The sequence below is a fragment of the Lentzea sp. NPDC058436 genome (assembly GCF_042721515.1).
Lineage (GTDB): Bacteria > Actinomycetota > Actinomycetes > Mycobacteriales > Pseudonocardiaceae > Lentzea.
Map to the genome: position 1 here is coordinate 80,581 of NZ_JBHXLF010000001.1, position 22,348 is coordinate 102,928.

Below are 22,348 nucleotides of genomic sequence, written 5' to 3' on the forward strand. Positions count from 1 at the left end.
CGGTGGGGTGGGTAGGACGTATGAGCGGGCCGAGGTGCTCGCGGCGCGGTTCGCCGGCGACTTGCTGCTGGACGAGGTGACGGGTGGTGAGCTCCAGATCCCGGTGGGTGCCGACGTCCTGCGCCTGGTGCCGTCCTCGGACGACGACGTGGTCGCGTGGCTGGACGTGTGGAACTCGGCGAACGCCCGTCACCTCGCCGACAGCGACACCGGCACGTTCGACGAGCGCCTGGTCGCCCGGTTGACGTGGGACGTGCTCGTCGATCTGCTGCGCGGTGGACCTGGCGACGGCCTGTTGCGGGAGCTGTTGTCGTTCTCCCCGTTGACGTCGAGTCCGGCGGTGATCGAGCTCCTGCAGGAGAGGGCGCACGTGTCGAGGCGTCGCGACGAGCTCGCGGACCTCGTGCGGCGGCTGTTCGCCGCGGCGTCCGACTCCGGTCAGCCGGTGGCCAGGTGTGCGGTCCACACCCTGAACCTGGTGCTGCTGCACGTGGTGCTCTCGCCGTCGTGCTCCTCGCTGGACGTCGGGGTGGAGGACTGGCCGAAGCTCGCGGCGTTCTGGAGGTCGCAACTGTCCGATGAGGACTGGCGCACGCTGGTCGCGTCGGTGCACGTGAGCTGGGATCAGGCGCCCGCACCGGTTCTGGGCATCGGGACGGCCGGACCGGGCACAGTGGACCTCAGCGGGCTGGTCTGCGACGTGCCGTTGCGCGAGGCGGCGATGGAGGCCCGCTTCACCGGTGATCCCGCGGGAAGCGGGTTCGGCTACGTGCTGGAGGCGTTGCCGCCGGGCCGTCGCGACGTCCACTACGCGCGGGCGGTGCTGGAGCTCGCCGCGTCACCGGTCGAACCGTGGGTGCGTGCCGCGCACTACGTGTGGTGGTCGGACAAGTTCCCCGACCTGGTGCTGGACTGCCTGCGCCGGGACGTCACCGTGGGTGCGGAGACCATGAGGGAGCTCGCGAAGACACCGGTGGCGGAGAGCAGCGCGTTCGTGGTGCAGATCTGCGACCGCATTGGCAGGGGAGGCGACGATCCCGGCCTGCTCGACGTCTTCGACGGCCTCGGGACGCCGCGCAGCGACCACGGCTCCCGGGTCGCGGTGCTGGACGCGTGGCTGCGACTGCACGAACAGGGGTACCGGCATCCTCCGCACCGCCGGACGGACTTGAGGGCGGTGTTGCGCGCGGTGGACTTCGACGAGATCCGGCGCCACCGCCCGGATCTGGTCTACCGGGCGGGGACGGTGGCGCACGAGATCGGCCTGTTCGAGTGAGCTTTCGAGTGAGTTGAGGGGGACTCGACCGCGGCTCCAGCCGCGACCGTCCATTTTTGTCAGGGGTGCCGGGTAACGTCCCGTTCATGAGTGCTGGGGATCGGATTCAGGAGCTCGCCGCGCGGATCGTCGAGCTGCGTGACGCGTACTACCAGGGCGAGCCGTTGGTGGCGGACGCCGAGTACGACGCGATCGAGGACGAGTTCCGCGGTCTGGTCGCCGAGCATCCCGAGCTCGCGCCGGAGGACAACCCGCTCGACCACGTGGGCGCGCCGTCGGTGCTGCACGCGCCGGTGCGGCACTCGCGGCCGATGCTGTCGCTGGAGAAGGCGAACAAGCCCGAGCAGGTCGAGTCGTTCTTCTCGCGGTTCCCCGGCCAGCCGGTGGTCGTCATGCCGAAGCTCGACGGCCTGTCCCTGGCGCTCGTGTACGAGAACGGACGGCTGGCGCGCGCTGTCACGCGTGGCGACGGCACGACAGGCGACGACGTCACGTTCCTGACGCGCGCGTTGTGCGATGGCGTACCGGACAAGGTGGACGCGCCGGGCCGCGTCGAGGTGCGCGGCGAGTGCGTGATGCTGCGCTCGACGTTCGACAAGTACAACGCCGCCCACCCGGACAAGCCGTTGATCAACCCCCGCAACGCCGCCGCAGGCACGTTGCGCGCCAAGGACCCGAAGGCGGTCGAGGGCAGGCGGATGCAGTTCTTCGCGTTCGACCTGACGACCGAGCCGGAGAGCGCCGACTCCGACCTCGACGCGGGCCTGCGCAAGCTGGGCTTCAGCGTCGCGGAGATGAAGCACTGCTCGACCGCGGCCGAGGCCCAGGAGCTGATCGGCGGCATCGAGACGGCCCGCAACACGCTCGACTACGACCTCGACGGCGCCGTGCTGCGCCTGGCGAACCGCGACGCGTTCGCCGCGGCGGGCACCCGTTCGTCGTCCCCGCGCGGCGCGATCGCGTACAAGTTCGCGGCCGAGGAGAAGACGACGGTGCTGAAGGACGTCGTCTGGGACGTGGGCAAGACGGGCAAGATCGCCCCCGTCGCGTGGCTGGAGCCGGTGTTCGTCGGCGGCACCACCGTCACGCGGGCGACGCTCGCGAACCAGGAGGTCATCCGCTCGAAGAACATCAAGATCGGTGACACGGTCCTGGTCCGCCGCGCCGGCGACGTGATCCCGTTCGTCGCGGGCGTCCTCGACGAGTCGAAGCGCACCGGCACCGAGCAGGAGATCGTGCCGCCCTCGGAGTGCCCGTCCTGCGCGCAGCCGCTCACCGAACAGGGCAACAGCCGCGAGCTGTTCTGCACCAACGCCGCCTGCCCGGCGCAGACCGTCCGCCGCCTGATCCACTGGTCCTCCCGCGCGGCCGCGGACATCGACGCCATCGGCCAGGTGTGGATCGAACGCCTCGCCGAGACGGGCGACCTGGTGAACCCGTCCGACTTCTACACCCTGACCAAGGAACGCCTGCTGGAGTTCGACCGCGTGGGCGAGGTCTCCGCGACGCGCATGATCGAGTCGATCGACCGCAGCCGCTCCGTGGGCCTGCGCAGAGCCCTGATCGGCCTCTCGATCCCGATGGCCTCCGAAGGCACGGCCGCCCGCCTGTGCCGAGCGGGCTTCGGCTCCCTGGAGGAGGTGGCGGACGCGGGCGTCGAGAAGCTCGTGGCGGTGGAGGACATCGGCCAGAAGGTGGCGGAGTCCCTGACCCAGCACCTGGCCCGCCTGCGCCCGGAGATCGAACGCCTCCGCGAACGCGGCGTCTCCCTGGAGGTCCGCGACGAGGACCTGCCCCCGGTGGTCGTCGCCGGCGCACCCCTGGAAGGCAAGTCCGTGGTCATCACGGGCTCGATCAGCGACCCCCGCTCAGGCGAGAAGGTCACCCGCCCGACGTTCCAGAAGATGTGTGAACGGGCCGGCGCCACCGCCGCCTCCTCGGTGTCCGCCACCACCGACCTCCTCATCACGGGCGAGGGCGTGGGCGCGAACAAGCTGACGAAGGCGGAGAAGCTCGGCGTCGAGGTGGTGGACCAGGGCGAGATCTGGACGAAGCTGATCGCGGCGGGCATCGCCTGACTCCGGCGGGCATCGCCTGACCCTGGCGGGCATCGCCTGATCCAGGCGGTGCAGCGGGTCCGCGTTGCGTGGGTTGGACCCGCGCTGCGTGGGGGTGGGGCCGGTTGGGGTGGAGGCTTCAAGCTGTTTGACGGCGACCCAGGTGCGGTACGCGCCCCAGACTGCCTGAGTAACCTGCACCTGTCGCTGGAAGGCACCTGACGCTGCCTGAACAGTGCCGCCGCGCGATGCCGGTAGGTTCCTGCGCCGGCCGGTAGCGGCGAGCAGGAGCCCTTCCCGGAGCGTGCGGCCGCGTCAAAGCGGAAAGGCCCCTACGCTGCCTGGGGGAGGACAGCAGCCTAGGGGCCGGGAAGCCCTCAATCCGTTTGGGGGTAACGACTTGAGGGCGGAGCTTGTGGTCGGTGCGGCGGTCGCCTCTCGGCGGTGGGCACGACGCGGCTCCTGCTGAAGCGGTGTTCCGCGAAGGCGATTGTGTTGGGGCCCGGGGACTCGTTCCGCACCGACCACCCCGTTCAACGGAGCGGGGTTCTGTTGTGTTCCAAGGGGTCCTGTGTGCTCGCTTACCGCGCGTAATGCTGATCAACCTGTGGTGCAAGGGAATCGCTGTTCCCGAAGTTGAGGACCCTCAAGCCGCCGGGGGGTGACGACTTGAGGGTGGAGCCGGCGGAACCGTGGACTCCCTCTTGGGGGTGAGGGCACGTTCCCGCCGGCAGGAAGCCCTCAAGTCGTCTGGGGGGTAGCAACTTGAGGGCGGAGCTTGTGGTCGGTGCGGCGGTCGCCTCTCGGCGGTGGGCACAACGCGGCTCCTGCTGAACGGTATTCCGCGTAGGCGATTGTGTTGGGGCCCGGGGACTCGTTCCGCACCGACCAACCTGTACAACGGCGCGGGGTTCTGTTGTGTTCCAGGGGAAGCTGTGTGGCGGGTCACCGTCCGAACGGACGAAGACCTTCCCGCACAACGACAAACGGGTGGTCGGCGCGGCAGGAGAGGTCCGCGCCGACCGGACGCCCTCAAGCCGCCTGTCGGGGAGGCCGACGGCTTGAGGGCGAGTTCGGTGAGGCCGGTGCGATCGGTCGCCTCTCGGCGAGTGGCTCTGCGCGGTACCAGCGAATGGTGCTCCGCGGAGGCGTTGAGGTGAGGCCCGGGGGACACGGATCGCACCGACCAACACGTATAACGGGTGTGGTGCCCGAAGTGTTTCCGGAATGATCTGTGTGGTCGCTCACCGTGTGCCGGGAACTCCGCGAAAACCAGGACCTGCAGGCCAACGCTGGACTTCACGGCCAACCTTGGACCTGTCAGCCAACTCTCGCCCTTGTGGGTGACGGTTCGCGTCACAGGCCGCGACGCACAGGTCGTGACGCACCGACTAGGTCGCAGGTTGCGAAACACGGTTCTACGTCACACGTTGCGACGCACCGCCCACGTCACAGGTCGCTAAACACCGCCCCACATCACAGGTTGCGGAGACCTGGCGGCGTTCGTAGTCCCAAACATCAGCCCCACCGCCCACCACCCACCGCCCACCTCTCGCGCCACGCGGGCGGAGCCGGGCGACGGCGAAAAGACGCTCCTGCCCGCCACGTCCGAGGCGTCCCCGGACGTGGCGAGCAGGAGCGGGGCTCAGTAGAAGCAGCCCGTGCGGGGCAGCGACGAGGGCGCCGGAGGCGTCCGGCCGTCGTAAATGGCGAGCAGGAAGTTCTGCGGGCAGTAGGACGTCCCGCTGATCTTGATCGCGATGTGCAGGTGCGGGCCCGTCGAGTTGCCCGTGTTGCCGGTCGTGCCGACGCGGTCGCCCGCCTTGACGGACGCGCCGTTGGAGACCGACCACGACGAGAAGTGGCAGTAGATGTAGTCGACGCCGCTCTTGACGATCCGCAGGCCGTTGCCGCAGCCGCTCGGCTCGTTGATGCGGTAGGCGGTGCCGGTGACCATCGCGTACGCCGGCTTGCTGTTCACCGGCAGGTCGATGGCGGGGTAGTCGTGGTGCGGGTCGTCGTACTCGCTGCGCGGCAGGGCGCTCTTGGCGAGCGGGAGGCTGTAGGTGCCGCCGCCTCCGCCGCCCGAGCCCGCGCCGCCCACGAGGGTCTGCCACGTGTTGGGGCCGACGATGCCGTCTGCGGTCAGGCTCTTCGACTTCTGGAACGCCACGGCGGCGCTGTGCGTGCCGCCGCCGAAGTCGCCGTCCTCGGCCAGGCCGTAGTTGTAGCGGTTGAGCTGGACCTGGGCGGCGCGGACTGCGTTGCTGTTGTTGCCCTGCTTGACGCTCACGATCAGCTTCGGCCAGGTGTTCGGGCCGATCTGGCCGTCCGCCGAGAGGCCGTTGGCGCTCTGGAACTGCTTGACCGCGGCCTCGGTGGCGGGGCCGAAGTCACCGTCGGCGCTGATGTTGTAGCCGCGGTGGCGCAGCAGGTGCTGGGCGGTCAGCACGTTCGCGCCGTTCTGGCCCTCCTTGACGTTCGGCCACGACGGCAGGGCCGCCTGAGCAGGGCTGACGACACCTATCAGCACCCCGAACGCGATCAGGGCGGCAACGAGGATTCTCATGGCCAGCACGCTAGGAACGCACCGCAGACGGGCGCCCTAGTCGCGAGACCAGTTGTGTGCGGTCTCGGCAGCCGAACTTCCGCAGCAGGTTCGACACGTGGTACTTCACGGCGCTGACGGTGATGAACATGGCCGCGGCGATCTCCGCGTTCTCGTGTCCCTCGGCGACCAGTCGCAACGTCTCGCGCTCGCGAGCGGTCAGCGACGCGGGCGGGGGACCGGGCAGCAGCGACGACACCAGCCGCGGCGAGACCCAGCCGCCGTGACGGTGCACGTCGTGGACCGCCCGCACGATGTCGTCCGGTGGGTCGTCGGCGAGCACGAGGCCGGTCACGCCGAGGCGCACCAGGCCGTCCACGGCGTCGAACGACGACAGGACGGCGACGGTGCCCGGACCGGCGGCGTCGGAGGCGTCGGCGACGACCACGTCGGCGGGATGGCGGAGAACGGCCCAGGGCGCGGCGGCGAGGCGGGACGAGATCTTGTCCGTCAGCAACGCGCTGCGCAGCGACAGCGAGACGTGGATGGTTCGCACGTTCCGGAACAGTCGGGACAGGACCGTATTTTCGCGTATCGGGTGCGTATAACGGCAGGTCGTTGTTACCGTTCCGCCGATCATCGGGGGAGGGTGCGTGCGGTTCCGGGTGCTGGGTCCGGTCGTCGTCATGGCGGGGGAGAACGAGGTTCCGCTGCGGTCCGCGAAGCAGCGCACCCTGCTCGCGATGTTGTTGCGGCACGCGAACACGCCCGTCTCCCCGCAGCGGCTGATCGAGGCGCTCTGGGAGCGGCCGCCGGCCTCCGCGCAGGAGAACGTCCGGCTGTACGTCCACCAGCTCAAGCGCGGCCTCGGCCTCGCCGACCGGATCACCCGCAAGCCGGACGGGTACGAGCTCAGGACCGAACCCGGCGAGCTCGACGCGGACGTGTTCCGCCGGTTGGCCGCGGACGGTGAACGCTCACTCGCGGCAGGAGACCCCGCCAAGGCCGCTGAACTGCTCACGGAGGCGCTCGGCCTGTGGCGGGGCGCCGCCTACCCCGACCTGGCCGACCAGTTCGCCGCGAGGCTTCAGGAAGCCCGTTTGCGTGCCGCTGAGACGAGGGCCACCGCCGAGCTGGCACTGGGCCGGCACGCCGAGGTGATCGGTGGTTTGGCCGAGCTGGCGGAGGCGAACCCCTACCGGGAACCCCTGCACGCGCAGCTGATGACGGCCCTCTACGGCGCGTCACGGCAGGCGGAAGCGCTGGAGGTGTTCCGGAGAGCCCGCGAACGGCTCGTCGGCGACCTCGGCATCGAACCTGGCGCCGAGCTGCGCGGCCTGCACGAGACGATGCTGCAGGGCGCGCCGCTGCACGAACCCGCGCCGCCTAAGCCCGCCCGCGCGGACTGCCCGTACCGCGGCTTGATGGCTTACCAGCCGGAGCACCACCCGTGGTTCTTCGGCCGTGGCGACCTCGTCGACCTGGTCACGCGCCGGATCGAACGGCATCCGGTCGTCGGCGTGTTCGGGGCGTCCGGCAGCGGCAAGTCCTCGCTGCTGCGCGCCGGTGTCGTCGGCGGGCTCGACGCGACCTGGCGGCCCGTCGTCATCACGCCGACCGCGCACCCGGTTCAAGCGCTGACGAACGCGCTCGCGTCGATCACCGGCAAACGGCCAGACATCGGCGCTGACCCGTCGGCGTTCGACGTCGAGGTGCGCAACGCGCTCGCGAACGGCCCGGACGACGTGCGCGTGCTGCTCGTGGTGGACCAGCTGGAAGAGCTGTTCACGTTGTGCACCAACGAAAGTGAACGCTCACAGTTCATCGGGGTGCTGCTCGACGCAGCCCAGGGACCGCACCGCCGCACACGGGTCGTGCTCGGTGTCCGCGCCGACTTCCTCGCTCACGTCACGCAGCACCCCGGCCTGGTGCAGGCGCTGGCGGACGAGGCGACCGTGCTGGTCGGGCCGCCCTCCGCCGCCGACCTGAGGGACATCGTCCTGCGCCCGGCCGCGATGAGCGGGCTGTCCGTCGCGTCCGACCTGCTCGCGACCGTTCTCGCCGACGTGGACACCGCACCGGGCGCGCTTCCGCTGCTGTCGCACGCGCTCGTCGAGACGTGGCAGCGGTCCGGCGCGGAGCTGACCCTGGCCGCTTACCGGGCCGGTGGCGGGGTGCGCGGGGCGATCGCGCAGACCGCCGAACGCGCCTACGACGAGCTGGAGGACGCCGAGAAGCAGGCCATGCGCCGCATCCTGGTGCGGCTCACCGCGTTCGGCGACGGCACCGAGGACACCCGCAGGCCGATCCGCCGCGCCGAGCTCGACGGCATCGCCGCGCCCGAGGTGATCAACGGCGTGCTCGGCCGTCTGGTCGCCGAACGGCTGGTCGTCCTGGACGAGGACACGGCGGAGATCGCTCACGAAGCGCTGATCCGCGCGTGGCCCCGGTTGCAGCGCTGGTTGTTCGACGACCGCTCGACGTTGCTGGTGCACCGCAGGCTGACGGCCGCCGCGGACACCTGGACCGAGCTGGACCGCGACGAGGGCGCGCTCTACCGGGGCGCCCAGCTCGTCGCCGCGGCCGCCTGGGCCCAGGACCACCCCGGCGAGCTGAACGCGGCGGAGGAGGCGTTCCTCGGGGCGAGCCGCGCGCGCGACGAGGCCGAGCAGGTGACCGTGAAGCGGCGCACCAGGCTGCTCACGAGACTCGTCGCGATCATGGGCGTGCTGCTCCTGCTCGCGGCGGGCGGTGGTGGCGTCGCGTGGTGGCAGTCGCGGGAAGCCCGGCTGCAGCAACGGATCGAGCAGGCGCACCAGCTCGCGTTGTCCGCCAGGGGCCTCGTCGACACGGCACCCGACCTGGCCGGGCAGCTCGCCGTCTCCGCCCACCGGCTGCACGCGGACGACGACACCCGTGGCGCCCTCCTGAGCGCCGCGTCCGCGCCACGCCGGCGCATCGAGCTCAACGCGGACGGCCCGCCCGTGCTCGACGTGAGCGTGTCGCACAAGGGCGACGTGATCGCGACGGCCGACCGCGACGGCCACGTCACGCTGTGGGACCTGCGAACGCGCTCGCGGAAACTCCTGCTGGCCGACCACAACGCGTTCACCGACGGCGGGTACGCCCGGCAGGCCGAGTTCAGCGCGGACGACAGGTTCCTCGCCTCGACCGCGTCGCTGCCCGCACTGGCCGGAAGCCGCGGGGACGTGGTGGTGTGGGACCTCACGGCCGGTGAAGCCGTGTTCTCGCACCAGTTCGACGTGCTCACCGCCGGGCTCGCGTTCCACCCGTCCGGCACGTCGTTCGCGGTCGGGGTCGCCGGCGGCGCGGTCGAGGTGTGGGACATCGCCTCCAGGACCAGCCGGACGTTCCAGGGCCACAGGCACGAAGTCACCGCGCTGGCGTTCAGCCCGGACGGAACGCGGCTGGTCACCGCGAACGGCAAGGAACACCCGCAGGTGTGGGACGTCGTCTCCGGCACGCGGGTCGGTGAGATCGGGGCGCTGGAGGTCGGCAGCGTCGCGTTCGACGGCCCGGCGATCGTCACCGCGAGCCTGCGCGACGGCGTGAAGTTCTGGGACGCGAACGGAAAGCTGCTGTCCGAGCTGCCGAAGCAGGGCGCGTACGCGTGGGAGGCGTCCGCGCCGGTGGGCGGCCGGATGGCGGTGGCGGACGAGGACGGGCTCATCACCATCTGGGACGTCCGCGCCGGCCGTCCCGTCACGACCTACCGCGACCGCGGCCGCACCGAGTCCAGGGCGATCGCGCTCGGCCGCGACGGCACGCTCCTGGTCTCCGGCGGCTACGGCCGGATCGTCGCGGTGCGCGAGGAGGCGGTGCCGCCGTTCACCGGGCACGCCGACGGCATCAACGACATCGCCGTGCACCAAGGCCTGGTCGCATCGGCCGGAGACGACAGGACCGTGCGGCTGTGGGATCTCGACGGCACCGCACTGGCCACTTTGGACGGTCACTCCGACCGGGTGGAGTCGGTGGCGTTCAGCCCGGACGGCTCCCGGCTGTCCGCGCTGACCCGCGACCACGCGGTGTCGATCTGGGACGTCGCCCGGCGCGAACGGGTGTCGTCGTTGTCCTACAGCGGTCTGGGCGCCTCGACCGACATCGCGTACCAGCCGGACGGGCGCGGGATCGTCGCCGCGTCGCTCGGCCGGTTCCGCTGGAGTCTGCCCGAGCTGAAGGAGAAACCGCTCTCCGGCGGCCCGTACATCGCGAGCGCCGTCGAGTTCACGCCGGACGGCCGCCTGCTGATCTCCACCGACCCGGCGGGCGGCGCGATGCTGTGGGACCTGGCTTCCGACAGGCTCGAACGGCGGGTCAGCACGGGCCAGGGCGACGTGCGGGACGTCGCGGTCAGCCCGGACGGCACGAGGTTCGCGACGGCCGGAGCCAACCGGACGGTGAAGGTGTGGGACGTGGCCACGGGCGCCGAGCTCATGACGCTGACCGGGCACTCCGCTCCGGTGGTGGCGCTGGCGTTCAGCCCGTCCGGCACCACGCTGGCGTCCGGGGGTGAGGACGACGCGGTCGTCGTGTGGGACCTCGGCACGCGCGCCGGCACGACGCTCACCGGGCACGCCGGTCCGGTGCAGGCGCTCGCGTTCACGCGGGAGGACGAGCTCGTGTCCGGCGCGAACGACGCGCGGATCATCCGCTGGTCGCTGTCGCTCGCGGACGCCGAGGCGCGGATCTGCGCCGAGGGCTACCCGCGTTCGGAGGTCTGCGGCACGACCAGGCCCGACTCGTAGGCGACCACGACGAGCTGGGCCCGGTCGCGGGCGTGCAGCTTCGCCATCGCGCGGTTCACGTGGGTCTTCGCCGTCAGCGGGCTGATCACCATGCTCGCGGCGATCTCGTCGTTCGACAGGCCGCGCGCGACGAGGACGACGGCCTCGCGTTCGCGGGTGGTGAGGTGGGCGAGGTTCCGTTGCCGCACAGGCGGTTGGGTGACGTAGCGGTCGATCAACCGGCGGGTGATCGACGGGGCCAGCAGCGCGTCGCCGCGGGCCGCGACCCGGACGGCGTGCAGGAAGTCCTCCGGCAGCACGTCCTTCACCAGAAACCCGGCCGCGCCCGCCTTCAGCGCGTGGAAGACGTGCTCGTCCAGGCCGTAGTTGGTGAGGATGACGACGTGCGTGCCGCTCAACGCCGGGTCGGCGGCGATCCGGCGGGTGGCCTCGATGCCGTCCATCTCCGGCATCTGGACGTCCACCAGCGCGATGTCCGGGAGGTGTTCGCGTGCAAGGGAAACACCCTCAACGCCGGTCGCGGCCTCGGCGACGACCTCGATGTCGTCCTCGGCCTCCAGCAACGCGCGGAACCCGCTGCGGATCAACGGCTGGTCGTCCACCAGCAGGACGCGGATCACGGCTGCACCACCGGGAGTTCGGCCCGCACGCGGAATCCGCCTTCGCTGCGGGGTGCCGCCTGGAGGTGGCCGCCGAGCGCGGTCACGCGTTCACGCATGCCGAGCAGGCCGACGCCCGGCAGGGGATTCCCCGCGACCGGCTCGCCGTCGTCGTCCACGCGGACGATCAACGCGTCCGGGCGGTAGTCGAGGTGGACCTGGGCGGAGACGGCGGCGGAGTGGCGGGCGATGTTCGTGAGCGACTCCTGCACGATCCGGTACGCCGTCCGCTCGACGGCGGCAGGGACGTCGTCGTGACTGCCCTCGATCGTGAGCCTGGCGTCCAGACCGGTGGATCGAGCCCGTTCGACGAGGCCGGGGACGTCGTTGATGCCGTGTGGCGGGTTCTTGTCGTCGTCCCGCAACGCTTCGAGGGTCGCGCGGAGCTCCCTGGCGGCCTCCCGGCCGGCGTCGCGGATCACCAGGAGCGACTCGGGCACGTCCTCGCCGCGCTTCTGCGCCAGGTGGACGGCGACCTCCGCCTGCAGCTTGATCACCGAGATCTGGTGGGTGAGTGAGTCGTGCAGCTCGCGGGCGATGTGCAGGCGTTCCTCGCCGGCGCGCCTGCGTGCGGTCTCCTCGCGGGTGCGTTCGGCCTCGTCGGCCCGTCGTTCGGCCTGTCTCAGGGCCTCACCGGCCGCCGCGGCGGCTATCAGCCACGCGATCTGCAGGACGTCCCGGGTCTGCGCGAAGGCCTCGTACGTCGTGAGGTCGCGCGGCGAGACGAGTGCGGCGAGGGGGAGCGTGGCGAGCATCAGCACGGAACCGGCGAGCGTGACGACGCGGTGGCCCGCCCGCATCGTCGAGTAGACGGCGAACAGGAACGCGACCACCGGCACGTCCGCACCGGTCGCCTGGTAACCGAGCGCGAGGAGCCCGGTCGCCGCGAGCACGGCGACGGGTGCGGTCCTGCGTGCCGCGAGCACCAGCCCGCTGAGCGCCAGCAACGCGTAGCCCGGTGCGGTGGCGGGATGTCCGGCCACGACCAGGCTCGCCGCGACCCCCGCGGCGATCGCCCAGTCGAGCCGGCGGTTGCTCATGCGTGTACCCTAAACCCCCGTTCGCGCTGGTAGATCGTGCGCGGGGAGGATGTTTCGACTACCGCGGGCGCAGTAGTCAGGTGTCTGCGGCCGCACGACGACCCGTGGCCCGTGACGGCGCAGGCTCGTGTCCATGTTGCTTTCCGCTGCTTATGAGATGACGGCCGGTCGCGTGTGGTCGTTGGTCGGGATCGTTGTCGGTGCGCTGGGCTTGGCGGCGCTCAAACGGGGGTGGTGGGCCGTTGCGTTGGGTGGCGTGGGAGCCGTGGTCGGGCTCGTGGTCGTGCTGATGGCGAAAGGCGGCCCTGGCACCGGTTACGGGATCGTCGGCGGCTACGTGTCGCTGGTGGTGGGCCTCGTCGCCGTCGTGCTCGGTGCGCTGGCTAGGCGAAGAGCCGCTCGGGCTGCTGCACCGCACGCCTCGTGATGAGCCCTGCCGCTCCCCGTGCCACCGCGAACTCGCCGAGCGGTGAGGAGATCAGCCGCGTGTGCCGTTCGCCGCCCGCGAGCACCCGTCCGTCCATTTCGGACTGAACGGCGGCGCTGAGGTGTTCGTGCAGCACGGCGTAGCTGCCGCCGAGCACGACCGTCGGCACGTCGAAGAGGTTCATCAGCGTCGCGAGGCCGACGCCGAGCGCCTCACCCGCTCGACGCACCGCCAGCACGGCCTTGGGGTCGCCGGTGTCGAGGGCCTTGCGGAGGGAGTTCAGCGTGCGCCGTCCCGCCTCGCGCAGGATGACGTCCAGGCCCGCGTACCGCTCCACGCAGCCACGGCTGCCGCACGTGCACGGGACGCCGTCGCGTTCGATGACGACGTGCCCGAGTTCGCCGGCGAACCCGCTGACGCCGCGGTAGACCTCGCCGTTGAGCACCACGCCCGCGCCGATGCCGACGTCCGCCGTGACGTGCACGAAGTCCTCGCCCGCCAGGTGGCGTGGCCACAGATGGGCGAGGGCGGCGAGGTTCGCCTCGTTGTCCAGCACGACGTCGAGGCCGAGGCGCCGGCCCAGGGCTTCGGCCAGTGGCGAGCCGACGAGCTTCGGCAGGTTCGGGGTCCTGATGACGAGGCCGTCGTGCACGACGCCGGGGATCGCGAGGCCCGCGCCGAGCAGCTTGCGCGGGCCGGTGACCTCGCGGATCAGCGCGGCGACGCGGTCCAGCACCTCGTCCGCCGAGGCCTTGCGCATGTCGGCGGGCACGAGACGGCGTTCCAGCGTCTCGCCGTCGAGCCCGAGGGTCTCGACGGCGAGGTGGCTGACGTTGATCTCCGCGCCGACCGCGACCGGGCCTTCCGGGTGGAAGCGCAACGGCTTGGACGGCCTGCCCATGCCCGCGAGCGTGGCGGGTTCCTCGACCAGGATCCCTTGGGAGAGCAGCGGTTCCGTGAGGTTGCCGAGCGTCGCCTTGGTGAGGCCGGTGCGGGCCGCGAGGTCTGCCCGCGACCCGGGGCGGTCGACGAGGGCGAGCAGCACCGTCCGCAGGTTGCCGAGGCGAACCTGCCTCAGGTGGTCGACGGTGGTCATCGACTCAGGTATCGCTGCGCCGCGTCCCCGTACCGCGCCCGGACCTCCGGCACCGCGTCCGCCTCGTACCGCGTGCTCTCCGCCAGCGTCCACTCCGGAGGCGTCGCCGCACCCGTGAGCGTCCAGGCCGCCTGCCGTGCCGCGCCGTCCGCCACGTACTCACCCGGCGCGGGCACCGTCACGGGCACGCCGAACACCATCGGCGCGATCTCCCGCACGGCCCTGGACGCCGCCGCTCCACCCACGAGCCGCACGCCGCTGACGTCGGCGCCTTGCTCGGCCAACGCGTCGAGGCCGACCGCGAGACCGCACAGCATGCCCTCGACCGCCGCACGCGCGATGTTCGCCGGCGTGGCGTTGGTGAGCGTCAGGCCGTGCAGCGCACCGGTGGCGTCGGGAAGGTTCGGCGTCCGCTCGCCTTCCAGGTACGGGACCATCACGACGCCCTCGGCGCCCGGCTTGGCGGACAGGGCGAGGTCGCTGAGCTTCGCGAGGTCGACGCCCAGCATGCGGGCGGTCGCGTCCAGCACGCGGGCGGCGTTGAGGGTGCAGGCGAGGGGCAGGTAGCGGCCCGTGGCGTCGGCGAACCCCGCCACGATGCCGGACGCGTCCGACGCGCGGACCTCGGCGGTCGCGGTGACGACGCCCGAGGTGCCGAGCGACACCACGACGTCCTTGCCGCCGCCCACGCCGAGCATGGCCGCCGCGTTGTCCCCGGCACCCGCGCCGAGACGGAACGGCCCGTCCACGAACTCCGACGGACCGAGGACGCGCGGCAGCACCACGTCGGAGCGGCCCAGCGCCAGCGAGACCAGGTCAGGCGCGTACTCACCCGACACCGAGTCGAAGTAACCGGTGCCCGACGCGTCCGACCGGTCCGTCACCAGGTCGGCGAGCGCACCGGTGCCGCGCAGCCGCCACGTCAGCCAGTCGTGCGGCAGGCAGACGGCGGCGGTGCGCTTGGCGTTGTCCGGCTCGTGCTGCGCGAGCCAGCGCAGCTTCGTGATCGTGAACGACGCGACCGGCACCAGTCCGATCCGCGTCGCCCACTCCTGTGCGCCCAGTTCGGCGGTGAGGTCGGCGGCCGCCGCCGCGGAACGGGTGTCGTTCCAGAGCAGCGCCTCCCGCACGACCTCGCCGTCGTCGTCGAGGCAGACCATCCCGTGCTGCTGACCCGCGACGCTGAGCGCCGCGACGTCGTCGAGCCCGCCCGCGTCGGACAGCGCCGACCGCAACGCGCTCCACCAGTGAGAAGGGTGCACCTCGGTGCCGTCCGGGTGGGACGCGCGTCCCTCCCGGACGAGACGGCCCGTCTCGGCGTCGCGGACCACGATCTTGCAGGACTGCGTGGACGAGTCGATGCCGGCGACGAGCGTCATGTCAGCGTGCTCCCGTGAGGTGCTCGATGGCGAGCTGGTTGAGCCGCACGAAGCCGTAGCCCCGTTCGCCCGCCCGCTCGGGGTCGAAGTCGGTGTCCTTGATCAGGTCATCGTAGGACTCCCCGGCGTCGAGCGTGGGCAGCGACAGCTCCGCGACGCCCGCGGTCGCGAGCGCCTCCTGCACCTCGGGGTCGGCGCGGAAGGCCGCGGCCCGGTCGCGCAGCAGCAGGTAGGTGGCCATGTTCGCCTTGGCCGAGTCCCAGACGCCCGTGAAGTCCTCGGTGCGCGACGGCTTGTAGTCGAAGTGCCGCGGACCCTCGTACCCGGCCGTCTCCAGCAGGTCGACCAGCGCGAACGCGTTCATCAGGTCGCCGTGCCCGAACACCAGGTCCTGGTCGTACTTGATGCTGCGCTGACCGTTGAGGTCGATGTGGAAGAGCTTGCCGTGCCACAGCGCCTGCGCGATGCCGTGCACGAAGTTCAGGCCGGCCATCTGCTCGTGCCCGACCTCGGGGTTGACGCCGACGAGCTCGGGGCGGTCCAGCTCGGAGATGAACGCGATCGCGTGGCCGACCGTGGGCAGCAGGATGTCGCCGCGCGGCTCGTTCGGCTTGGGCTCGATCGCGAACCGGATGTCGTAACCGCGGTCCGTGACGAACTGCGTGAGCAGGTTCATCGCCTCGCGGTACCGGTCGAGCGCCGCCCGCACGTCCTTCGCGGTGTCGTACTCGGAACCCTCGCGCCCGCCCCACAGCACGAACGTCTGCGCGCCGAGCTCGGCCGCCAGCTCGACGTTGCGCAGCACCTTCCTCAGCGCGAACCGCCGCACGCCGCGGTCGTTGCTGGTGAAGCCGCCGTCCTTGAACACGGGGTGGCTGAACAGGTTCGTCGTCACCATCGGGATGACGAGCCCGGTGTCCTTCAACGCGCCCTGGAGGCGGTCGATCTGCTGCTCGCGGTTCGTGGCCTCGAAGCCGAACAGGTCGTCGTCGTGGAACGTCAGCCCGTACGCGCCGAGCTCGGCGAGCCGGTGCACCGCCTCGACCACGTCGAGCTCGGGCCGCGTGGCCTCGCCGAAGGGGTCACGACCCTGCCAGCCCACGGTCCACAGACCGAAGGAGAACTTGTCCGCCGGAGTGGGCGCGCTCATCATCCACCTCATTCGTTCAATGCTTGAACTTAGTGTGGACAGTACGACGCCACGGCCTTGATCGCAATCGGTCAGACCCGGCGGCGGTCCGCCACGGCCTCGACGGCGGGGGCGAGGGCTGCGGCGATCTCGCGGTAGCCGGCGCCCGACGGGTGGAAGCGGTCGGACGCGAACAGGGACGGGTCGGCGGCGAACCGGGACGTGACGGCCTGTTCGACGTGAGCGACCACGCCTCCCGCGCGAATCACGGCCTGCTGCTGCGTCACGGCGTACTGGCGGCTGGCGGCCGAGACGACGTCGCGCAGTGCGGGAGGTACGTGGGCCACGACGCTGAGGTCGGGCGCGGTGCTGACGACGACCTCGGCGCCGGCCGCCCTGAGGTCCGCGACGGCGTCGTGCAGCTGCTGGGCGCCGACCTGCGGCGGGACGAACCTGGTCAGGTCGTTCGCGCCGATCACGATCACCGCGATGTCGATGCGGCCCGCCGCCCGCACCTGGGCGCGCAGGTCCGCGGACCGTGCGCCGGGGACGGCGCGCACGTCGAGGTCGACCTGATGGCCCGCCTTCCTGAGAGCGTCGGCGAGCAACGGGCCGAGCGTGTCCTCCCGGCGCGTGCTGCCGACTCCGGCGGCGATCGAGTCGCCGAGCAAACACAAGCGCATACCTGGTGAACGTTGAGCATCGTGGACGTGTTCCGCGTCAAAAGGCGTTGTGAGGCACCGCTCGGGTGTCTACACTCCACGATCATCATCACCGAGACGAGAGGGGACCGGCCGTGCGTACCGCCGTTGTCGTCCTCCCGTCCCGTTTCGACGTGATCCTCGTGTCCCCGCACCCCGGTCGCCTGCTGCGCGCCGGGCGCCGGAGTGTCTGACGAACCCCTGAGGGTGTTCGCCGGGTCATCGCGCTGACCCCGTAAGTCCTTGAGAACAAAGGCAAAAGAGCCATGCGCACGATCACGTTGAACGCTGTCCGCAACCTCGGCATCCTCGCCCACGTCGACGCCGGCAAGACCACGCTCACCGAACGCGTCCTGTTCGCGACGGGCAGCACCCACAAGCGCGGCGAGGTCCACGACGGCAACACCGTCACCGACTTCGACCCGCAGGAACGCGACCGCGGCATCACGATCTTCGCCGCTGCCGTGAGCTGCACGTGGGACGGGCATCGCATCAACCTCATCGACACGCCGGGGCACGTCGACTTCGCCGACGAGGTCGAACGGTCCCTGCGCGTGCTGGACGGGGCCGTCGCGGTGTTCGACGGCGTCGCCGGGGTGGAGCCGCAGAGCGAGTCGGTGTGGCGGCAGGCGGATCGGCACGGCGTGCCGCGGATCGCGTTCGTCAACAAGCTCGACCGGGCGGGCGCGGACCTCGACCACGTCGTGGAGTCGATCCGCACGCGGCTGCACACCGTGCCGCTCGTCGCGCAGCTGCCGATCGGTGTGGAGGACGGGTTCGTCGGTGTCGTCGACCTGGTGCGCCTGCGGGCGCTCGTGTGGGACGACGGCATGACCGAAGGGCCCGTGCCGGAAACACTGCTGGCAGAGGCACAACGACGGCGCCGGCTCCTGGAGGAGGCGGTGGCGGAACTGCACCCCGAGGCGTTGGAGGAGTTCTTCGCGGGAGGTCTGTCCGAGGAAACGCTCGTGCGAGCGCTGAGGGAACTGACCCGGAGTGGTCTGGCGACCGTCGTGCTGTGCGGCTCGGCGTACCGCAACCGAGGCGTGGAACCGTTGCTGGACGCGGTGATCGCGTACCTGCCGTCCCCTGTGGACGTTCCGGCGGTGCGCGGCGTCGACGGCCAGGAACGGCAGCCGGATCCGGACGCGCCGTTCTCGGCGCTGGTGTTCAAGGTGAACGCCACCGCCACCGGACGGCTCGCGTACGTCCGCGTCTACTCGGGCACCCTCCACAAGGGAGACTCGGTGCTCGTGGCGGGCCGTACGGAACGCATCGGGCGGATCCTGCGCGTCCAGGCCGACCGGCACACCCCGGTCGACCAGGCCGTCGCCGGTGACATCGTCGCGCTGGTCGGGCTGAAGTCGGCCCGCACCGGGACGACGCTGTGCGCGCCGGACGCCCCGCTGCTGCTCGAACCCGCCGTGTCGGCCGAACCGGTCGTGTCCGTGGCCGTGGAGACGTGGACCAGCGCGGACAACGCCCGGCTGGTCGAGGCGCTGGCGCACCTGGTCGACGAGGACCCGTCCCTGCGGTTCGGGACGGACCAGGAGACCGGGCAGACCGTGTTGTCCGGCCAGGGAGAGCTGCACCTGGAGGTCTCGGTGGAGAAGGCGCGCACGCTGCACCGCGTCGAGATCACCATGGGACGGCCGCGCGTCTCGTACCGCGAGACGGTGGCCTCCGGCGTCACGGGATTCGTCTACCGGCACGTGAAGCAGGACGGAGGGCAAGGGCAGTTCGCTCACATCGTGATCAGCACCGAGCCGCTGGAGACCGGTTTCGAGTTCCGCTCGGCCGTCACCGGCGGGCGCGTGCCGCAGGAGTTCGTCCGCGCGGTCGAACAGGGCTGCCGGGACGCGCTGGCCGAGGGACCTCTCGGCCACCCGGTGACCGGTGTGCGGGTCACGCTCACCGACGGGTCCACGCACGTCAAGGACTCCTCGGAGATGGCGTTCCGCACGGCGGGACGGCTCGGGCTGCGCGAGGCGCTGAGGGCCGGCGCCATGACGCTGCTCGAACCGATCGCCGAGGTGTCGGTGACCGTGCCGGAGGAGTACCTCGGTGGTGTGCTCGGTGATCTGGCGACGCGCCGGGGCCGGATCCTCGGTTCGGAGGCCAGGCTCGGCACGACGGTGGTCACGGCGAGCGTGCCGGTGGCGGAGATGTTCGGCTACGTGACGAGGTTGCGGAGCCGGACGCAGGGCCGCGGCTCGTTCACGAGCACGCCGACCGGTTACGCGCCTGCATGACATGAGATGGGGCCGCTCTCCCCGAGGGCGGCCCCATCGCGCCTGTGCGATGCTGGGTCAGGTGTCGACCTTGAACGTCATGTCCCTGAACCTGAGGTTCGCCTCGACCGTCGAGCCGAACTCCTGGCCCACCAGGCGTCCCGTGATGGCTCAGTTCCTCCGGCAGGAGCTGCCGGCGTTGATCGGCACGCAGGAAGGCCTCTACGGACAGATCAGCGACGTGGCGCACGACCTGCCCGACCACTACGACTGGATCGGCCTGGGCCGGCACGGTGGCAGCCACGACGAGTTCATGGCGATCTTCTTCGACACGAACCGGCTGCAGCCGCTGGAGTTCGACCACGAGTGGCTCTCGGACACGCCGAAGGTCGTGGCCTCCAGGTCGTGGGGCAACAACGTGATCCGCATGGTCACCTGGGTCCGGTTCGCCGATCGCCTGACGGGCGAGCAGTTCGTCGCCGTCAACACGCACTTCGACCACGAGTCCGCGAACGCGCGCCTGTGCAGCGCCCAGGTCATCCACGACCGCCTCCGGGCCCAGCAGCTCCCGGTCGTCGTCACCGGTGACTTCAACGACGTCCCCGGCTCGCCGGCCTACGCCGTGCTCACCGAGGACCTCGCCGACACGTGGCTCGCGGGCAAGCAGACCACCCCCGCGTACGGGACGTTCCACGGCTTCGGCCCGCTGGTCCCCGACGGGCCGCGCATCGACTGGATCCTGACGCGCGGGGCCACCGTCGAGACCGCCGCGATCAACACGTTCCAGCGCGACGGCCAGTTCCCGACCGACCACCTCCCGATCCAGGCACTGATCAGTTTCTAGGCGCCCACTCCGGCGGCAGTTCGTGCGAGCAGGTCGGCGCGCCGGCCGCGCGTGCCTGCCGCTGGTCGAGGTACGGACCGGCGATCTGGTCCCGTGGCAGCGGGGCCAGGGCCGTGATCGCGTCGCCCGCGGCCAGGACCTGGCGCCGCATGCGTTCGTGGTCGACGGCCTGCTCGCCGAACGAGGGCGCCCAGAGCGTCCACGGCCCGGAGATCATCGCCATCGTCGGTATCAGGTGCGAGTGGAAGTGCGTGCCGATGCCGCCGAACGAGCACTGCGGCGGCACGCGTCCCGGCACCGGCAGGTCGCTGCCGGGCAGGACGAACGTGCGGTCCACCGCACGCCCGGCCAGTGCGGCAGCCGCCGCCTGGGAGAGCGCCGGACTGCCCGCGAACCAGCCGGAGAACTCGGCCTGACCGGTCGGCTGCAGCGAACCCGACACCGGCAGGAACTCCCGCGTGCCGAGATGTTCGAGGACGAACGCGAACGCCACGGAACCCGAGTCGTACTCGGCGTCGAGCGCGCGGGCGCGGAACTCGCTGCCCTCCGCTGGGCGGTGCAGGTGCCCGGTCGCGAAGACGAACTCGATCGTGCGCGGGCGGCAGCGCAACGGCAGGCTCGCGAAGTGCTCGGCCAGCGCCAGCAGCGCGACCGTGCCGTTCTCCTGGACCCAGCCCACGCCGTCGGTGTTGGTGTCGAGGACGATCCGCTCGCTGCTCAGACCGGGCAGCGTGGCGATCAGCGAACGGGTGGTGGCCGGTGCGCGTCCGGCCACCACGCCGATCGTCGTGTGCGTGCCTGGAACCAGCCTCGAAGCCGCGTCGGAGCCGACGAACACGCCCGGCACGCGGTAGTGGGTGCCGAGGTGGGGGTCCCAGTAGCCCTTGACCTGCTCGTGCGGGAACGGGAAGGCGACGACGACCCCGGCGGCGCCCGCTCTGCCGGCGTCGACCATGTCCGCGTTGAGCAGCGGTTCGGCGAGGTAGCCGCGGTCGAGGGCGGGGAAGTCGCGCAGGACGACCTTGCCGCGGGCGTTCTCGGAGGTGATCGGCGTGCCGGCGGGCAGGTGGACCAGTTCGCCGGACCGCACGCCGGGATCGGAGTAGGGGATCGCGCCCGCGACCGGCACGAGCCCGTTCGAGAGCAGGAAGCCGGGGCCCGGCTGCCAGCGCTGGATCTCGAAGCGCTCGGACCGCACGGACACCCCCGGCAGCCTGTCCGCGCGACGTTCGAGCCACGAGATCAGGCCGTTGTGGGCCGGGCTGCCGGTGGCGCGCACGCCGAACCCGGCGACGGTGGCGTTGAGGGAGCGGAGCTCGCGGGCGGAGGCGAACGACCGCTCGTCGACGGTGGGGGAGCAGTCGTCCGACGCGAGCGCCGGAGTCGTCAGCTGGAGGGCGAAAACCGTTACGACACCTATGAATGCGATGCATCTGGCGGGCTGCACGGCGCTCACTGTGGCCCTCGCGCGACCGACTCACAATCCGCTGTCCAGGTAGCCAGTTGAGACCGTTGTCAACGGTCAACGGAAATGGTTTATACCAATTTCCGCTACGGTCCGCTGGATGCGCCTGAAATCGACGTACGGCCGCGTCGCGGTGATCGCGTACGCGCTGCTGTTCACGCTCGGCTCGACAGCGGTCGCGAACGCCTCGCCCGGCCGCGAGTGCGCCACCCCGTCCATCGACCGGTACCAGCAGTGGATCGCCAGTGGTGAAGGTGCCACGGAGCCCGCGACCGGCAGCATCCTCGTGCCCGAGGGACGGCACGACCACACCGCGAAGATCAAGTTCCTGGCCGACGACTGGGCCGTCATGGTCGTGTGGCTGGGCAACAAGTTCGAGGCACAGACCGACCTGTCCGACTCGGCCGGTTTCTGGCTGACCTACCGCGCCACGAACGACCTCTACGTCCAGTTGCGACCGGCGGAGTTCTGGAGCGGTGGCGACAAGTGGGTCACGAAGATCCCGTCCACCGGCGGCAAGCTCGTGAAGCGGTTCTTCAGCTTCAAGACAAAGAACTGGACATATCTTCCCGCACTCGGCAAGCCGTCCTACCCGCTCGCCGACGCGCTCGACGACGCCCGTGGCCTGGTGTTCGTCGGCAACACGAAGAACGACCTGGAGTTCCAGGGCCTGAAAGTCGACGGTTACCGGCCACCCTGCGTTTACTGAACACCGGTTAGTGTCCCG

General features: G+C 71.0%; 16 protein-coding genes. 7 read left to right on the plus strand and 9 right to left on the minus strand.

Annotated elements, in window-relative coordinates:
* Positions 1–7: 7 nt before the first annotated feature.
* Both ACFWN2_RS00340 and ligA read left to right on the plus strand, forming a co-directional pair.
* Positions 8–1,276, plus strand: coding sequence for a hypothetical protein (locus tag ACFWN2_RS00340; RefSeq protein ID WP_382423908.1), 1,269 nt, complete (start codon positions 8–10; stop codon positions 1,274–1,276).
* A gap of 86 nt (positions 1,277–1,362) precedes the next feature.
* Positions 1,363–3,354: an NAD-dependent DNA ligase LigA gene (ligA, locus tag ACFWN2_RS00345; protein ID WP_382423909.1), complete on the plus strand. Its 1,992-nt coding sequence runs from the start codon at positions 1,363–1,365 to the stop codon at positions 3,352–3,354.
* Between the two features lie 1,624 nt (positions 3,355–4,978).
* On the opposite strand, the gene ACFWN2_RS00350 is transcribed toward ligA, so the two are convergent.
* The gene (locus ACFWN2_RS00350; protein ID WP_382423910.1) at positions 4,979–5,902 is read right to left on the minus strand and encodes a peptidoglycan-binding protein; all 924 of its coding nucleotides are present in this window, start codon (positions 5,900–5,902) and stop codon (positions 4,979–4,981) included.
* 10 nt (positions 5,903–5,912) lie between these two features.
* Positions 5,913–6,437: a LuxR C-terminal-related transcriptional regulator gene (locus tag ACFWN2_RS00355; RefSeq protein WP_382423911.1), complete on the minus strand. Its 525-nt coding sequence runs from the start codon at positions 6,435–6,437 to the stop codon at positions 5,913–5,915.
* Between the two features lie 97 nt (positions 6,438–6,534).
* Here ACFWN2_RS00355 and ACFWN2_RS00360 point away from each other — a divergent pair, with 97 nt between their 5' ends.
* Positions 6,535–10,650, plus strand: a complete 4,116-nt coding sequence (locus tag ACFWN2_RS00360; protein ID WP_382423912.1) for a BTAD domain-containing putative transcriptional regulator — start codon at positions 6,535–6,537, stop codon at positions 10,648–10,650.
* Here ACFWN2_RS00360 and ACFWN2_RS00365 read toward each other — a convergent pair.
* Together ACFWN2_RS00365 and ACFWN2_RS00370 are read right to left on the minus strand one after the other, a co-directional pair.
* Positions 10,605–11,270: a response regulator gene (locus tag ACFWN2_RS00365; protein WP_382423913.1), complete on the minus strand. Its 666-nt coding sequence runs from the start codon at positions 11,268–11,270 to the stop codon at positions 10,605–10,607. The genes ACFWN2_RS00360 and ACFWN2_RS00365 overlap by 46 nt on opposite strands.
* Complete coding sequence (locus tag ACFWN2_RS00370; protein WP_382423914.1) at positions 11,267–12,349, minus strand: sensor histidine kinase; 1,083 nt, start codon at positions 12,347–12,349, stop codon at positions 11,267–11,269. Before ACFWN2_RS00370 ends, ACFWN2_RS00365 begins: the two co-directional genes overlap by 4 nt.
* A gap of 133 nt (positions 12,350–12,482) precedes the next feature.
* Between ACFWN2_RS00370 and ACFWN2_RS00375 the strand changes: the two genes are divergently transcribed.
* Positions 12,483–12,776, plus strand: coding sequence for a DUF6223 family protein (locus tag ACFWN2_RS00375; RefSeq protein ID WP_382423915.1), 294 nt, complete (start codon positions 12,483–12,485; stop codon positions 12,774–12,776).
* Here ACFWN2_RS00375 and ACFWN2_RS00380 read toward each other — a convergent pair.
* The 4 genes from ACFWN2_RS00380 to ACFWN2_RS00395 all read right to left on the minus strand — a co-directional run bounded on the left by ACFWN2_RS00380 (position 12,733) and on the right by ACFWN2_RS00395 (position 17,063).
* Positions 12,733–13,872, minus strand: coding sequence for an ROK family protein (locus ACFWN2_RS00380; protein WP_382423916.1), 1,140 nt, complete (start codon positions 13,870–13,872; stop codon positions 12,733–12,735). The two genes, ACFWN2_RS00375 and ACFWN2_RS00380, sit on opposite strands and share 44 nt — an antisense overlap.
* Positions 13,869–15,251 carry a xylulokinase gene (gene xylB / locus ACFWN2_RS00385; protein WP_382423917.1) on the minus strand — a complete coding sequence of 461 codons (1,383 nt, stop codon included), beginning with the start codon at positions 15,249–15,251 and terminating at the stop codon, positions 13,869–13,871. The genes ACFWN2_RS00380 and xylB overlap by 4 nt, the downstream gene beginning before the upstream one ends.
* 1 nt (position 15,252) lies before the next feature.
* Positions 15,253–16,404: a xylose isomerase gene (xylA, locus tag ACFWN2_RS00390; RefSeq protein ID WP_382425566.1), complete on the minus strand. Its 1,152-nt coding sequence runs from the start codon at positions 16,402–16,404 to the stop codon at positions 15,253–15,255.
* A gap of 68 nt (positions 16,405–16,472) precedes the next feature.
* A complete protein-coding gene (locus ACFWN2_RS00395) occupies positions 16,473–17,063 on the minus strand; it encodes an SGNH/GDSL hydrolase family protein (protein ID WP_382423918.1) in 591 nt (196 codons plus the stop codon).
* A gap of 284 nt (positions 17,064–17,347) precedes the next feature.
* Between ACFWN2_RS00395 and fusA the strand changes: the two genes are divergently transcribed.
* Positions 17,348–19,333 carry an elongation factor G gene (fusA, locus tag ACFWN2_RS00400; RefSeq protein WP_382423919.1) on the plus strand — a complete coding sequence of 662 codons (1,986 nt, stop codon included), beginning with the start codon at positions 17,348–17,350 and terminating at the stop codon, positions 19,331–19,333.
* Positions 19,334–19,412: 79 nt separating this feature from the next.
* A complete protein-coding gene (locus ACFWN2_RS00405) occupies positions 19,413–20,156 on the plus strand; it encodes an endonuclease/exonuclease/phosphatase family protein (protein WP_382423920.1) in 744 nt (247 codons plus the stop codon).
* On the opposite strand, the gene ACFWN2_RS00410 is transcribed toward ACFWN2_RS00405, so the two are convergent.
* Positions 20,146–21,603, minus strand: coding sequence for a PA domain-containing protein (locus ACFWN2_RS00410; RefSeq protein WP_382423921.1), 1,458 nt, complete (start codon positions 21,601–21,603; stop codon positions 20,146–20,148). The two genes, ACFWN2_RS00405 and ACFWN2_RS00410, sit on opposite strands and share 11 nt — an antisense overlap.
* Before the next feature lie 118 nt (positions 21,604–21,721).
* Between ACFWN2_RS00410 and ACFWN2_RS00415 the strand changes: the two genes are divergently transcribed.
* A complete protein-coding gene (locus ACFWN2_RS00415; RefSeq protein ID WP_382423922.1) occupies positions 21,722–22,330 on the plus strand; it encodes a hypothetical protein in 609 nt (202 codons plus the stop codon).
* Positions 22,331–22,348: the final 18 nt, after the last annotated feature.

Coding starts and splice junctions, on each gene's coding strand:
- ligA (WP_382423909.1), top strand. CDS start 1,363: ATGAGTGCTGGGGATCGGATTCAGGAGCTCGCCGCGCGGATCGTCGAG.
- ACFWN2_RS00350 (WP_382423910.1), bottom strand. CDS start 5,902: ATGAGAATCCTCGTTGCCGCCCTGATCGCGTTCGGGGTGCTGATAGGT.
- ACFWN2_RS00370 (WP_382423914.1), bottom strand. CDS start 12,349: ATGAGCAACCGCCGGCTCGACTGGGCGATCGCCGCGGGGGTCGCGGCG.
- ACFWN2_RS00375 (WP_382423915.1), top strand. CDS start 12,483: ATGTTGCTTTCCGCTGCTTATGAGATGACGGCCGGTCGCGTGTGGTCG.
- ACFWN2_RS00380 (WP_382423916.1), bottom strand. CDS start 13,872: ATGACCACCGTCGACCACCTGAGGCAGGTTCGCCTCGGCAACCTGCGG.
- xylB (WP_382423917.1), bottom strand. CDS start 15,251: ATGACGCTCGTCGCCGGCATCGACTCGTCCACGCAGTCCTGCAAGATC.
- xylA (WP_382425566.1), bottom strand. CDS start 16,404: ATGATGAGCGCGCCCACTCCGGCGGACAAGTTCTCCTTCGGTCTGTGG.
- ACFWN2_RS00395 (WP_382423918.1), bottom strand. CDS start 17,063: ATGCGCTTGTGTTTGCTCGGCGACTCGATCGCCGCCGGAGTCGGCAGC.
- fusA (WP_382423919.1), top strand. CDS start 17,348: ATGCGCACGATCACGTTGAACGCTGTCCGCAACCTCGGCATCCTCGCC.
- ACFWN2_RS00405 (WP_382423920.1), top strand. CDS start 19,413: ATGTCCCTGAACCTGAGGTTCGCCTCGACCGTCGAGCCGAACTCCTGG.
- ACFWN2_RS00415 (WP_382423922.1), top strand. CDS start 21,722: ATGCGCCTGAAATCGACGTACGGCCGCGTCGCGGTGATCGCGTACGCG.